We start from the raw sequence: 14,960 nt of genomic DNA on the forward strand, positions 1-14,960 counted from the left end.
AGAAAAATCTAAAGACCATTTAATTGTAGAGCTTACAGTATGGAATAATCCTGAAATAGATTATTTCGTAGGAAGGTTTGGGGATAAATGTGAGCGGTTGAATTGAATTACTAATTCTTAACTTTTAAATTTTAATTAACAAGTGACACAGTAAGTATTCACTAGTTGTTCAATCCCTTCCTCAATTTGTTTTCCTGAAACCATAATTTTCCATTTCTTTTTTTCTTTATATAACACGATTAAGCCAACAGATTTATAAATATTAAAATCCCATGGTATCATAAAGGTATCAATTTTCATTTTGGTATTTGTATCGTTTAGTTCAATAATGATTGGTTCATTAGTGTTGGAGTTAATATAGTTTTCTGAATTTAGTTCGGTTTGATAGGTGGCAAATATTTTTACTATATTTACATTTAAAGGTAGCTTTTGTAAATTAATTGAAATGGATTCATTTGCGTTATTTAATGACTTGTCTTTTATCAAAGTTACTGATTCATCGGGACTATTTTGGTTGTTATAAAACACAAAATGATTTTCACTTACTATATTTTGGTTATAGTCAAGTAAAAAAGCAATCATATCAATTGATTCCGAATTGCAAAAGTCAGGATATTTTGCACTTAAAATAAATTGATTGCTTTCACAATCTTTAGGAATAAAATTAGTTTTATTTTTTTCGATAAGTATTTTAATTAATTTATCATTTAGATTTGAGCGTTCGTATATATATTCATATAATTCAAAAAGATTAATATTCAGTTCTGTTGGATATAAAATATGACTCTCGTTTGAGCTACAATTCACTATTAATTGGTTACTTCCAAATCCAGTTTTTTCCTTACAATTAATACTTTGTATTTCAGAGTAGTTGATTTTTCCTTCAACATTTTTAAAACAATAAATAAGCTTTTCATCATCTATTTGGATTCGATTTTTTCGGTATTTTATAAGTTGAAAAATGTAAATTGTTATGGGGAGTATAATAAAAACACCAAATAAAATATAGCTTAAATAAGTAAATAAAATAGATGTATTTGATTCAAAAACGTTTTGCTCATAAAAGAAAAATATAAAAACACCTAAACTGATGTTCGTAAATTTTATCCATAGTACAGGTTTGAATGTTTGAATTGGTTTATTTGAGATTTTACGCGATTTATAATTTAGTAAATCAGCACCATAAAAATATAAAATACCAATAAGTATAGTTGCAACACTATTGCCTACAAATTCATTAACTCGTTCATATATTGGAAATATTAAACTAATATAGTCACCTATACCTAATACATTTATAATAAAAAGACTAATTAGTAATATTCCAATAACCAGCAATATTTTTTTAGTGAACAATAATATAGAGGACATAATAATATTAAAAATTTTTAATTTAGATTTAATGTATATTGTAATTGGATGAATTGACTAAGGAATTATTCTATTACAAAAAAAATGCATTTTAAAATATAAAATGGCAAAATGAATTATTTTTTGGGAAGGTTTGGTGATAAATGTGAGCGGTTGAATTGATTATGGAATTATTCCAATACTAATTTTATTAGCTAATTCATAATGCCAATTTGTATTTGTTTTTGGGTTGCTATGATAATATTTTCGAAATATAATATTTCGTGAATTTAAAGGTAGGCATGTTGGAAATAATCCTTTGTAATAGATAATTTTTCTGTTAGGTAAATCCTGAGTTAGTGCATAAAAAAGTTTCAAATAATCTTTACCTCCAATAAATAATATATCTTCTTCAGGATTAATTAATAGATTTTTACTTTCATCTATAAATTGATTAAAATCATGATAAATGGGAGCAACTGTAATATTTTTATTTCTTATTGTGTTCAAAGGAACTTTTTTGCCTTTAGAAAATGTAATATCATAATTTGGTAATCTATATTCTGAATTGACTAATCCCCAACCAGCAGATAGAATATAAAAATTAGTTTTGTATTTATTGAATAAATCTAAATACACATTTGGGTATTTTGTTTTTGTGGGATTATATAATTCGAACGCTTTTTTAAGATTAATATCTGATTGATTTTTGATTAAATAATCTCTCCATGATGTTTTTTTATCATTCATTTTGTTATCTGGATGATGTTCATTGCTCAACTCAGGTTTGTTTACAAATTTTTTATTTGGGTACGCTTTGAAGTATGAATTATGCTTAGCTCCTGCACAAACCATTACTACTTTGAAATTTTTACTCAATTCAAGATTTACTAATTCCGTATCAATATGGTTTGTTTTTGAAGGTCTAATTCTTGAAACATTATTTTTATCATCAGTAATATTTTTAGGTGAACAAACTCTTATTGTTATTTCTTCAATTATATTATTTGGATTGTTCATTTCATTTTGAACGATTTGCCATTTTGAAATATTTCTATTATTCGTGTCAGGTGCACTGAAGTATTGTCCTACGGTTCTATTTACAGTTCTGATATTTCTAATGCTTCCGTTAATATAAAATCTAACATCCGCTCTATTATTATAAAACAATTCTATTGTACATCGGCCAACTGGTAAATTTGGAACACCATTGGCAACTGTTGCAATATTTTGATTTCTAGTTACCTTAAATTCAACGCAATTTTTATAATCAGGTAGTTTTAAACTTGTTATCATTTTATTAGAAGAATTAATTGGTTTTTTAATTTTTGCATTTTTTGCTTTTCCATTGTGTTTTTTGTTTAATAATTTTAAACCATCTAATAGATAAGATTCTATTAATTTCTTCTCTGTTTTTTCATTTATTTTTTTAATTTGTGTTTTATCTAATGATAGGTGATTAATATCTGAATAAAGTTTAAATGGTATAAAACAAATTTTAACTTCTTGAAATAATTGAATATGGTGTAAATTATCACCTAAATTAATGGTATTAATATCCATCCAGTTGTTAATCCATTCTTGATGATTTTGGTCATAAGAATTTAATGTGCCTAATAAATGATGGGCAAATGTTCCTAAATGATAAGCATGTTGTCTTTTCCATCGTCCTCCTAGTTGATTAGATATTCCAACGTATAAATATCCATTTTCACAATCGGTCCAAGCAACATAAAGATGTGGTAAATCTTTAATCAAATTGTATTCTAATTCAGCTGCATCCGTAAAGAAAAAACCTCTGTTGTCAAATTCAGCATTTGTTATAACATTTTTATATCTAAAAAGTGTTTTAGAATTATTTTTTACATAATTTTTAATACTATTCATATAAAATAAGTTTTTGAATTTTTTATAATATATAAAAATATTTTGGTTAATCAAAATTACATTTTCACTTTGTTGCTTTTTGATAATGTAATTGTTTAGTATTTCAGTAGCGACTTATACTTTACAAAAACACCCATGGTTTAAAATAAGTAGACATAATTTGTCTATTTAAATGTTAAATTTGTTTTGAAAAATCAAAAGTAAACTATTACTAAAATTTAAAATTAAATACAATATGAAAAAACGAATTTCACAATTTTTAGTTTTAATGTTTCTATCGAGTTGTAGTTCAGATGATACTAAGCAAAATGTTTGTATTGATGGAACATGCTTCGGTGAATTTTATATAGATACTCTTGGACATCCTGGCACTTATAAAGATGCTGATGGTGTTTGGCACATTAAGCATGCAGGATTAAATTATTTTACAGTGAAAGGGAATCTTTCAAATTTAGATCCACATTATGTTATTAATGGGGTTCCATTGGTAACTACTGCATTTGATTCTAACTTATTTTATACACTTGGTAATGTTATTTGGACGTACCCTGTTTATTCTTATTTAGGTTTGTGGTCTAGTAACCAAATGAATACTCCAATTCCAGTAGGTACACAAACGTATACTTTTCCTCAATTGGTTCAACAAACTACAATTGAAAATTTGGTGGGTTATGAAATTCAACATAATCCTAATGTAAATGTAAACCACCCAGCCTATCAGACCTATTTTTCAACCTATTCAAGATACACTTACTCTCCCCAACAGAGCATGGTTTTTTTTACTGATTTTATTGGGATGTCTGCTACGATTTATATTCAAATTTCATTTGGTGAAAACAAAGAAGTTGTAAATAAGGAATTGAAGGTTGTTTTTGAGAATTGATTTTAATAAGTTTGATTAAATAAATAATTATGCAACCAGAAATTGAAAAATTAGTTCAAATGTCTCTTGTTGATGGGCAAGTAACAGAAAAAGAAAGAGAAATAATTTTACGCAAAGCTGTAAAATTAGGGCTTGATGAAGATGAAGTTGAAATGTATTTAGAGGGTTCATTAAGCTCTACAAACTCAAACCCTGAATCATCTAATATAGAAAAAAGTAAAAATGATTTATTAGAAAAAAATATTTTAAAAACTCAAAAATGTGATTCATACATTGATAAAGATGATTTAAAAAAAATTATTGAAAATATTTCAAACTTTGAAAATAAAATAGTTGAAATTGAGCAATTTTACCTTGATAATTTCAATAATTGGGTTAAAAATGAATTTTTAGAAATAATTAAAAACCATCCCAAAAAAATTGAATTAGATGAATTGAAATTTTTAATGAATGCTTCCTCTTTTTTTTCTGGAAAAAAATACAGAGAAGGTCAAGTTTCTGATTTTTTTAATTCAATAATTAATACAGAAGGTTTTTTAGGTTATTTTGCTTTAGACTTTTCTTTAATAAATTTTGATGAATTAAAAGATAGTAGTTATACAGACAGTTATAGAAGATTTTTGTTTACAAAAAAAGGAATTTATTTTTTTGATAAAAACATTTTTGATATAATCAATAATAGATTTATATGTTCTAGGGTTTTATATAATAGTATTAAAACTCCCGAGATTTATACACTTAATATTCTTAATTGCTCAACAATAAATGTTCTATATAATTTAGATTTTACCACTGCTGAATGCAATCATAATAATATTATGAAAAATAATGGAATTAAATGGACTGACAAATGTTATGAATTAGATTTTTTAGGAAAAAGTAATATTAATAGTTTTAGTTTTTTACATTTATTTTCACTACAAAACACTAAAAATATAACTTTTGATGAAGTAATTAACAACCTAAAAACAGAAATTAACTATACCAAATTTAAATCAGTATTGAAAGATTATACTTTGACTGACCTACAAATTCAAAATCTTCAAAAAATAAATAATTATATCGAAAATATTTTAAATAATTTCAATTCGTTAGTATCAAAAAAAGTTAATATCTACTATTATGATTATTTAACAATAAATAATCATAATTCTTTTTCATTGACCAAATTAGAAGAGTCACTAGGTAATAGCGTTTGTTCATCAAGTTTTAATGAATACTTGAAAAAAATCATAGATTATTACAAATATACAATGACACATGTTATTGTCATACTAGATTTAAGGGATAAATTACTTAACTATTATTTAGAAGATAATTTTATTGATTCAAATGAAATCATGCTTAAAATTGATAATTATGGTGTTTTTCTATCAAAATATGAAAGAACAACAATAGAGCAGTTAGAAGAAATAAATAGTAGTTTACAGCAATTAAATAATACATTAATCGAGGGGTTTTCAATGATTTCAGAAGCAATTCAAACATTAAATATTAGTTTAGAAGGAATTAAAAAGTCTATCGATAAAGTGGAGTCAACTATGGATATTGGCAACTTTATCCAAATCATTCAAACCTATCAAATGTATAAGGTAAATAAAAATACAAAATCATAACATTTTTCAAATAATCATGACAAAAAAACATAAAACGGTTTTTGAAGCTGCGTTTAAATTGGAAGATTCTGATAAGGTATTTAATTATCAAATTGAATTGACAAAAAAACTTGATAATACAAATGACCTATTTAATCAAGATATTATTAATGAGATTGTTTTATGGAAAGTTAATCGTTTTGCAAAAGTTGATGAAGATATTCTAAAATTACTAAATAGTATAGATATTGATTCAAATCAACTTGATGAATTGAAAACAAAGGAAGTTCTTAAAAAATTACTTATGATAAAAGGAATTCAACTCCCTATGGCTTCCACAATTTTACGATTTAGAAATAAAAATATTTACCAAATTATTGACCAACGTGTTTATAGAATAATTTATGAAGATAAGACATTGGAATTAAAAACTTACCCAAGTGAAAAAAATATAAATGAGCAGATAGATATTTATCTCAAATATTTGTCAGACCTAAAAGAAATTTCCAATAAATTAAAAATTCCCTTCTATGATATAGACCGAATCCTATATAAAGCTGATAAAAGAATAAACAAAGATATACCTCTTAAAAATTATTAGTTTTAGACACTCTCTCAAAGTGTATAAGTTAAAAAATAATTGGGTTTGACTTTTTAATTGACACTATCCTAAAAAGTGTGTAAGTTAAAAATAACGGGGTTTGACTTTTTAATTAAAGTTAACCCGTTTTTTATTCAACTCGGGAGATTAAGAAAATACGCTTACTCCTTTTATCCCAACAATTACAATAAGTAGTATTTTGGTATTCAAACACATTAATAATTTTGAATATATCATTTTCAAAACCCACTTTATAATCTATAGTTTCAATGTTAAACGAAATGGCTTCAACTATGCTTTCATTTTCACATTTGTAGCCCACATTTCTTTTATACTCCAAATCAAATCCGAGTTCTTCTTTAATTTGCTTTAAATCACGTTCCAACGTTTTATACGAGATTATAATATTGAAGGTTCTTAAATAGGCCATAATTTCTTTTTTGCTCCGGTAATCAACCGAAAGAAATTCAATTATACGTTGCAAGCGATTTATTCCTTCTGAGAATGCCATGGTATTTTTTTTTCAAAAATAATACATATAGACATAATTTGTCTATATGTATATTAATTTTGATCATCAAACGTTACAAAATGTACGTTGTCATTTATTGACTACCCCGTGTTCTATTTTTGTCGAAATCTTAAAAAAACATCCTATGGTTTCTAAGTATGCTCCAGCTGTTTCCAACATTGTTTGTATCGATTTATTGAATGCTTCTTGGGAAGATATTCAAAACTATTGTTTAATTTCTAATGCTGCTAATGGTTTGCAAATGTATTTAAAGCATTTGCATCAAACCCTTCATACGAACATTAAAGATCGATTCCAGCCTCATTTGGTATATGTCGAAAATGATTTTATCATAGGCTCCAGCCGATACTCTTCGGATCTAACCGAATTTGTGCTTGGTGGAGTTGAGATACTACCTGACTCCAGTGTAAACAAAATAGACAAATCGATTTTTACTGAAATTGAACGCGAATTATTTTCTAATAATGAATTGAGGTTTAACAATTCGTTATACCGCAAGTTTAATAATCATTTTTCAGGATTGATTCAATCTCATAAATACGTTACCAATTTTATGGATGCTCATGTTGAAGTATCCAACGGTTTTAAATTAAAATTTGAAGTGTTTTGCGCTAAGTTCAATCTATCTATTACTTTTTTGAGTTGCCAAAACGAACCCCAAACCCAAGATTTTGTGTTGCATAAAATATATTTTAAAAACAAGTTGCCCATTGTAATTGTTTTTCAAAATCCGGAGGGATTAGAGTTTATGGGATGGAATAAACATTTCCTTCTTGCGCTGCATGCAATTCGTCCGGTTGATACCCGTTTTCTGGATCGTAAAGCAACCGTAAATGCGCTTTTGGACAAAATCAATGCTGCGGGTATTGAGAGTTTAAATGACCGTGAACTCGGGTTTTTGGATTCCCTTTCAAATTAAAAACGTATGAAATATCTATTCCTACTCGATTTAGACCATACCCTTATTTATGGGTCGTATGCACCAACCGAACCCGCTACTTTTTTGTTTCAGTACCATAAATATTTGAAAGTATACAAAAGGGATTTGGCTGAAGAACTGGTTCGTCTTTGTCAATCCCAGGGCGATGTTATTGTGTATACCACAGCTTTGCGAAGGTATGCAAAGCGAATATGCTCGTTACTTAAAATTGATTTTATTGAACTGTTAAGTCGAAAAAATTGCATCACGGTAAACGGCAAATTGCGCAAACAAATCAAGTCCGAATGGATTGTAAATTATGATCGTATTGTGATCATTGATGATAGCCCTAATGTGTGGATTACCAATAGTGAAACGATAGAAATTCTAGTCCCCGATGAGTTTAGAGGGCAAGCCAATGATTTCGGACTTGAACCAATTATTAGCATAATTCATAAATATAAGAACCATGAAAAAAATTTGTATTGAAATTTCTGAGGAGCAACAGGAACAAATGCGTGCTTATTTGGAAAAATGTTTTAAAACCTCAATCCAAGAAGAATGCATGGATGGTTACACAATTACATTATCGGTTTCTCCTTTTGGAAGTGAACTTGAAGTAGCCATGTATGGCAAAGTTGAATTGGGGGATGTAAAATGGAAAATTGAGTAAGTTTATTTTAACCTATAACCAATTAAACGAATATGAAAGTGCTATCAAAATCACGTTTCAAATTAGGATTAGAGTGCCCCAATAAACTCTATTTTACAGGTAAAAAAGAATATGCCAATACAAAAAATGAAGATTCGTTTTTGGCTGCTTTAGCCAAAGAAGGTTTTCAAGCAGAGGCTTTAGCTCGAATGCATTATCCGGATGGCGTTTTTATTGAGGGTGAACCTTGCTATGGTTATGGTATATGAGCATTTAAATGAGTTATGCCATGATTAAAGTCGATGAAAAAGGCATTCAAAAATTACTACCGCAAATTGTTGATTGGATCGAAAGTCAAGAAAATTATATCATTGGACACGGCCGCGATTTAACAGTGGAGGAGTGTGCCCTTGCAAAAACGATTGGGATTCAAAATTATGATATCATCAAAGTTTTGGAATCCCCCAATCTCCCTGTCCCGCAAAATGAAGTATTAAGGGTTTTAAGTGCTCAAATAGGTTTGCTAACGCCTCATACGGCTGGAGTTTGTTTTCGTTATGGAATCTATATCCATGAAAATGCACTAAATAAAAACGAAATTTTGATTCATGAACTCGTTCATACGTTACAATATGAACGGTTAGGTAGCGTTAATCATTTTATTCGGCGTTATCTAAATGAATGTCTAACAATCGGATATTCTAAAAGTCAATTGGAACACGAAGCCAATACAATAACAGCAAAATTTACAATGTATTAATCCTAAAAATAACGTGTTATGAAAAATCTAAATCTAATTTTTTTGGTAATTTTATTTTGTTCGTTTTCCATCCCTGGTGGCAATAAAGTTGAAGTTTTATATAAAACGGAGAAAGGCAATTTAACGATGGAAAAAGATTTTTTTCAAGTTGATTTTGATATTGATTTTTACCGCAGGGGCGAGGGCAATCATATTGAGCTATTCGTTTTATCGGATGAGAAAATATATCTAGGCTCTGAGGATGAAGGAGATTATAAAATCAATAAAGCCTTGATTGTGAATAAATACAATGCAGAATTAAAAAAAGTCTTTAATGAAATTGAATACTCTGATAAAATATTACGAGTGGAACGAAGAAATAAAAAATGCTATTTTTTTTATTACAACCAACTTGCTGAAATCGAAATTGGACGCTTAACGAAGGATGGTAGATACTGTGTTGGCGCGCATAATACAAAATTTCAGGTGCGAGAGAAACGCGTAATTATTACCCTTTATTTGGATGGTAAATTAAAATATGGCGAAAAAATGTCCCGTGATAGTAATTACAAGATCGTTGATCGTAAAGATTTTATGATGGAACATTTGAAGACAACGGTAAATTAGGAGTAGAATTTTAAAACACAATAACGATTGTATTTTTCGAACCGATAATGCAATCGTTTTTTTATTAAGGATGTATTTGTGAATGCGGAAATTCATCTAATTTTAAAGAATTTATATCTTTAGTTTTTTTATATTTAAAAATGAAAAATATTCTACTAGGCCTTTCGCTTTGTATGCTGTTTATTGCTCGGGGACAAGTATTAAACTTGGATCGAATTGTATCTAGGGATTCCCTACAGTCAAAGTGGTTGGTCTTTACTACGGTAAATTTTAGTTCAGATAAAATCAGAAAAAATTTTTTAGACGGCAGTATAAACGCAGAATTATCCCGATTTTTCAAAAACGATTACTTTCTTGTAGGGGTGCTTACCTATGATTTTTCGGTATATGGTTCTACGATTCTACAAAACGATGGATTTGCACAATTGCGTTACCGCGATAATGATAAACACGAATGGAGTAATGAATCCTACCTGCAATACCAATGGAATGGACCATTAGGAATGGAGTTTCGTCAAGTTTTGGGCTCCAATCTTAGAAAACGATTTTTCGAGAAAAAACGAATTGATTTGTATTCAGGACTAGGAATTTTTATAGAAAAAGAGCGTTGGAACTGGAATGGTGTTATAAATAGTTCCGATTTGGAAGCAAAACCCACTCGAAATCGCACCTTATTTCGTTTAAATCACTATTGGAAAATGGCGTATAAATTAAATGACCAATTGGATTTGTCTGCGATTTCTTATGTTCAATTTCCTATGAATGCTAATTTCCAAAATGCGCGATGGTTTATGGATATTAATTTGTTTTTGAAAATGAGTAGAACATTAAACTTTGTAATTCATTGGGACCACACGTATGATGGGTTCCGATTGGTTCCAATAGATTATTTTTTCTATTCGCTTAATTTTGGAATCCAACTAAAATGGTAAAATATGAAGGCAGACTATATAAACTATGCAATCGAAAATTATATCCTTAAAATTTCTGGGGTATTTAATTACAATAAGTCGTTTAAAGCAACAGCGATTCAAAATAACTATGAGGAGTTAAAGTTCTCAGAATCCAACGTTAACTTTTGCAAGGACTTTTTCTATCCAAATCTTAGAAAAGAGTTTTTTAGCAATCATGAAGATAGGCATCCAATTTTGATTAGAAAAGGTGCTGAAAATGCTCCAGTCAATCTTTTTCAATATGTATTTAATTCAAAAACAGATAAAGCAAAAAGTATCAACATAAATATTATTGAAAGTCGTCTTGATTTATTTGATAATGGCTTTGGATTGTTTACCTTATCGTTGCGTTTAGATAAAGATTGCGTTGATTTAGCTCGTTTTTCTGATGCCGCTTTTTTAGCACGAAATTTTGACACGCTTATTGAATTTGGCCCCTATTCAAAATGGTATGAATATATAGAGCAAGAAGTTTTATTAGGATTAAGTACACGCGGCAACACTATTAAAGTTGATGAATATTCGGGGTCAAAATATAAACTTTATATGATTTTAGACGTACCACAATTGGCCGATAAGGATCAAATTAAAGCATTACTACTGGATATTGGGACATTAGCACGCTTGGGATCTGCCGTTGGGAATGCTTTTGATGGTATGGACGACAATTACATCAAAAAGTTAATTAAAAACAATTCAATTGCAGTGTTCAATAATTGGCAAGGTTTAGCACTGTTGGATACCTATACCGTTGTTGGTAAATCTATTTTAAATACCGACTGGCAAAAAGTAACCTACAATTCCATTTATTATGGGATTTATTGTTACAGTTTGTTTTTGAAATACAGTCTATTTAAATTCAATTTTGAAATTGCCGATCTAGATGAAGACCGCCGTGAGGATTTTCAGGATTTTCTAGCCCGCTATTATTTTAATTATGTCTCGTATAATTTCTTGCCTACCGAAATTTATAATAAAATTCGTGTTGCACTCGATATCGAAAAAGAACTCGACCTACTCAATGAAAAAATTAGTGCTGTAGGGCAACGCATCCAAGAAGATCAACAAGATCGTACGAATAAAATATTAGGAATTGTAACGGTTTTGTCGTCGGTTTCATCGGCGCAACCAGTTTTTGATTACTTAGTTATAGGTCAACAATGGTTAGGTTGGAATGTAGCCCTTTACTGGACTATTGCAATCACATTAACTTTGGTGGTTGTAACGGGTATTGGGTTTTATATATTTGGAAAAACAATTATAAAATGGTTTAAAAACCGAAAGTAAATGGAACAGGCTCAACATTTAGACTTGTTAGAAAGAGCAATCAAAACTTCTAAATCAAGTCCAAAATACATAAAAACAAAAGGCTTTTTTGCATGGAGGGTATATGAAGGGAAACCATTATACACACGTTATGATGTGCTGGAAACTTTTCCAAATCCAGACTATGTACCCCAAGCCCGTAAAGATATTTTTCTAGTCAACGAAACAATTGAGGTCGATACGTTTTATGCCATTCACGCCACTTTTGTAGGAACCTACCGCTATACATTTAAATTGACCGATACGGGTAAAGTTCAGTTTTTGGAACAGAAGCTTTTGTCTATTCGGTAATCTTTAGAATTAGAATTAAGTAGTAATAAAAAATTAAATTTTTCATTTTGAATAATCATCCACATTTAGCTGAGCTTTACGCTATTTACAAACAAGAAAGCCAACCTTTTAGAAAAGTTCACCGCATGATTGACTTATTTGAGTCAATAATAAAAACGCATACCGTGGTGATTTTAGGTGAATACTTCAAGCAAAATAAATACAGCAATGCGGCAAAAGGACTTTTAGCTTCAGGATTACGCACTCCATCGTTGGGAACTTGGCAATTGTTTAGCCGAGTATTGTATAAAGAACTAGCAGCCGAAAATCATGTTTTTTTTCAAGAAGATTTTGCCAAGGAATTTGAAAAATTAGACAAAGATTTAGAAAACCAAAAAACCAATGTCATATCCTTCAGAAACGAATATGCACATGGCGCAACTCCCTCAGATGAATTGTGTTCGGAGGATATTAAACGATTTGAACCTTTTTTGGAATCTCTATTGGCTTCAAAATGGTTGGCAAATTCTACACTTTTAGAATTAGAAGGTAAGGTGTTTATTTCAAATTCTTCTGCTGCAAATTTAATAAGTTTATATCCAATTTTGTTATACAAGCCCGAGCCCAACGCCCAACCATATGTGTTTTTTAATGATTTGAAAAACGACAAAGTTGGATTGCTCAATTATCCATTGAGTAAGCATTACAAAGAGAAAGATTTCTTTCAGGAATTTAATACCTATTTACCGCTGAAAGAATGGAAAAATTCAGGAAGCAGCGAATTTCATCAGCGTATTGAGGAACTTACCGAGACCTTCAAAGGTCGAACCCAAGAACGGCTTAGAATCAAGGATTTCATTGAAAAAAAGGACAAAGGTTATTTTTCAATTCAAGGAAATCCGGGAATTGGAAAATCGGCTTTAATTGCACAGCTTTTTAAAGATTTATTCAATCAAACGCCCAAATTGCCTATTAAATTGGTTGAATATTTTATTCGACGTGGAACTGCCCAAGCCAATTCAACTTATTTACTGAATTATCTCTTAAAAGCAACTGACAATTATTTTAGTGAAGGCAAAACCATTCAAGCAGAAGGTAAAACCAATTGGGATTTACAATTACAATTATTTGCCAAGTGGCGCGCCTATGGCGATGCCAATCCCAAAGAAAAATTGGTCTTTTTTATTGACGGATTAGATGAAGGGGTTGAAAATGATATTTTGAGGTATTTACCTCGTGAGAACTTTAAAGATATCATCGTTATTTATGGTTCTAGACCCGGAGGTCATAGAGATATTGAAGCTTTTTGGACTGAGTTGCCTGTTGAACACCACCAACCACTTTTGTTGACGGGATTAAGTAAAAACGACATTCGTGCGCTATTGTATGAAGTGGGTAATAAATACGAAATTGAGAAAGATTCTGCGTGGATAGATACTGTGGAAAAACGCTCGGAAGGCAATCCATTGTATTTGAAATTACTTTGCAATGCTATCGAAAACGGGAGCATTCCGTATAATGACCCAAAAGCATTACCCACAGAAATTAACGACTATTACAAGGCTATTCTCGCTCGATATGCCAACGAAAGCCAAGATGGTGATGCATTATTATCTAGTTTATTTGTCTTTGCGGCTGCGTTTGATTATCTAACCCCCATGCACTTGCAACTCATTAATGGATTTGGCACAGCGCAAAGTATACGAATTGAAAGTACGCTAAAAGAAGTATTGTATGAGAATCCGTTGACTGAAGAAGTACTCGATTACCAATTGTTTCATGAGAGTTTTCGGGAGTTTTTGGTTCAATTTTATCCAACCGAACTTAAACGAGCCGAAACAAAGCTATTGGAGTTTTGCAGTACTTGGAATACATTACAACATACGTTTGAACAACGTTATGCGCTACAGCACTACACAAGTCATTTGACCCAAAGTAGCACAGAACAAAGTATTCTTACTTTAATAAATTTGAGTAAAAACAAAGCGTATACCGACACTCAAAAAAAAGTTCTGCGTGGATTTATCGCTACCAAACAATTGTATCAAGAGATCATTCACCATACTATAAAATCAGCAAGTACTGATGAAGCACTTGAAGCGGCTTTAGCACTTGTCGATTTAAAATATGAAGAGCAAAACGATACCGTATCTATTTTGGCCATGGTAGCCAACAACGAAATAGACTTGGCTTTGCAGCGCATTACCGCCTTTGGCGGTGAAAGCAAAGAGGATAAACAACGGCAGTTTATTTTATACATGCTCTGTTTTATGGAGCTTACCCTTTTAGCGAGTAAAACTCAACCTTGGCGAAAATTGGCTATTAAAAAACTATTGGCTCAGTTTGAGGAACAAATACCAATAGACCACAGTTTGGTGAATTGGGATAATTTTTTCCCGAGTTATTTAATGTTCCTAATTGCTTGTGAATGGGCTCAAATGGGGCTAGATTATTTAATTATTTATAAGCGAACAGATAGTTGGAAATCGGATTGGGTTAGTCAGAAAGCTCCGTACACCGGTATACAGTTTGAGGTATTGTTGGCATCTGCCCAAGTCATAAGTTATGATTTCGATAAAAGTAGAGGCTTGGCATCCATTGCAACCCAATTGGCCAAACAGGGAAA

At 30.2% G+C, this 14,960-nt stretch carries 16 protein-coding genes; 13 read left to right on the forward strand and 3 right to left on the reverse strand.

Annotation, left to right across the window (positions count from 1 at the left end; translation table 11 throughout):
• Positions 1-135: 135 nt before the first annotated feature.
• Both Q0039_RS07005 and Q0039_RS07010 read right to left on the reverse strand, forming a co-directional pair.
• Positions 136-1,371 carry a TerD family protein gene (locus Q0039_RS07005; RefSeq protein ID WP_297511100.1) on the reverse strand — a complete coding sequence of 412 codons (1,236 nt, stop codon included), beginning with the start codon at positions 1,369-1,371 and terminating at the stop codon, positions 136-138.
• 162 nt (positions 1,372-1,533) lie between these two features.
• Entirely contained in the window at positions 1,534-3,237 is a 1,704-nt protein-coding gene (locus Q0039_RS07010) for a hypothetical protein (RefSeq protein WP_297511101.1), read from the reverse strand.
• Positions 3,238-3,472: 235 nt separating this feature from the next.
• Here Q0039_RS07010 and Q0039_RS07015 point away from each other — a divergent pair, with 235 nt between their 5' ends.
• Genes Q0039_RS07015 through Q0039_RS07025 form a run of 3 tightly spaced genes read left to right on the forward strand, consistent with a single transcriptional unit; the run spans position 3,473 to position 6,316 of the window.
• Positions 3,473-4,120: a hypothetical protein gene (locus tag Q0039_RS07015; RefSeq protein WP_297511102.1), complete on the forward strand. Its 648-nt coding sequence runs from the start codon at positions 3,473-3,475 to the stop codon at positions 4,118-4,120.
• 29 nt (positions 4,121-4,149) lie between these two features.
• Positions 4,150-5,736: a hypothetical protein gene (locus tag Q0039_RS07020; protein WP_297511103.1), complete on the forward strand. Its 1,587-nt coding sequence runs from the start codon at positions 4,150-4,152 to the stop codon at positions 5,734-5,736.
• A gap of 16 nt (positions 5,737-5,752) precedes the next feature.
• Positions 5,753-6,316, forward strand: coding sequence for a hypothetical protein (locus Q0039_RS07025; RefSeq protein WP_297511104.1), 564 nt, complete (start codon positions 5,753-5,755; stop codon positions 6,314-6,316).
• 130 nt (positions 6,317-6,446) lie between these two features.
• On the opposite strand, the gene Q0039_RS07030 is transcribed toward Q0039_RS07025, so the two are convergent.
• Entirely contained in the window at positions 6,447-6,827 is a 381-nt protein-coding gene (locus Q0039_RS07030) for a hypothetical protein (RefSeq protein ID WP_297511106.1), read from the reverse strand.
• A gap of 46 nt (positions 6,828-6,873) precedes the next feature.
• On the opposite strand from Q0039_RS07030, the gene Q0039_RS07035 reads away from it, so the two are divergent.
• The 10 genes from Q0039_RS07035 to Q0039_RS07080 form a co-directional block, all read left to right on the forward strand.
• Complete coding sequence (locus Q0039_RS07035) at positions 6,874-7,767, forward strand: hypothetical protein (protein ID WP_297511108.1); 894 nt, start codon at positions 6,874-6,876, stop codon at positions 7,765-7,767.
• Positions 7,768-7,773: 6 nt separating this feature from the next.
• Positions 7,774-8,256, forward strand: coding sequence for an HAD family hydrolase (locus Q0039_RS07040; RefSeq protein ID WP_297511110.1), 483 nt, complete (start codon positions 7,774-7,776; stop codon positions 8,254-8,256).
• Positions 8,237-8,440: a hypothetical protein gene (locus Q0039_RS07045; RefSeq protein WP_297511112.1), complete on the forward strand. Its 204-nt coding sequence runs from the start codon at positions 8,237-8,239 to the stop codon at positions 8,438-8,440. Before Q0039_RS07040 ends, Q0039_RS07045 begins: the two co-directional genes overlap by 20 nt.
• A gap of 32 nt (positions 8,441-8,472) precedes the next feature.
• The gene (locus Q0039_RS07050; protein ID WP_366520891.1) at positions 8,473-8,688 is read left to right on the forward strand and encodes a hypothetical protein; all 216 of its coding nucleotides are present in this window, start codon (positions 8,473-8,475) and stop codon (positions 8,686-8,688) included.
• A 20-nt stretch (positions 8,689-8,708) separates the two neighbouring features.
• Entirely contained in the window at positions 8,709-9,179 is a 471-nt protein-coding gene (locus tag Q0039_RS07055) for a hypothetical protein (protein WP_297511114.1), read from the forward strand.
• Between the two features lie 18 nt (positions 9,180-9,197).
• Entirely contained in the window at positions 9,198-9,785 is a 588-nt protein-coding gene (locus Q0039_RS07060) for a hypothetical protein (protein WP_297511116.1), read from the forward strand.
• A gap of 140 nt (positions 9,786-9,925) precedes the next feature.
• Positions 9,926-10,717: a hypothetical protein gene (locus Q0039_RS07065; RefSeq protein WP_297511118.1), complete on the forward strand. Its 792-nt coding sequence runs from the start codon at positions 9,926-9,928 to the stop codon at positions 10,715-10,717.
• A gap of 3 nt (positions 10,718-10,720) precedes the next feature.
• Positions 10,721-12,025 carry a hypothetical protein gene (locus Q0039_RS07070; RefSeq protein ID WP_297511120.1) on the forward strand — a complete coding sequence of 435 codons (1,305 nt, stop codon included), beginning with the start codon at positions 10,721-10,723 and terminating at the stop codon, positions 12,023-12,025.
• Positions 12,026-12,355 carry a hypothetical protein gene (locus Q0039_RS07075; protein ID WP_297511122.1) on the forward strand — a complete coding sequence of 110 codons (330 nt, stop codon included), beginning with the start codon at positions 12,026-12,028 and terminating at the stop codon, positions 12,353-12,355. It begins immediately after the preceding gene.
• Between the two features lie 125 nt (positions 12,356-12,480).
• Positions 12,481-14,960, forward strand: a 2,480-nt coding sequence (locus Q0039_RS07080) for an NACHT domain-containing protein (RefSeq protein ID WP_297511124.1), incomplete at its 3' end; no start/stop codon positions are given.

Origin of the sequence: Flavobacterium sp. (genome assembly GCF_027484945.1) — a bacterium.
Lineage (GTDB): Bacteria > Bacteroidota > Bacteroidia > Flavobacteriales > Flavobacteriaceae > Flavobacterium.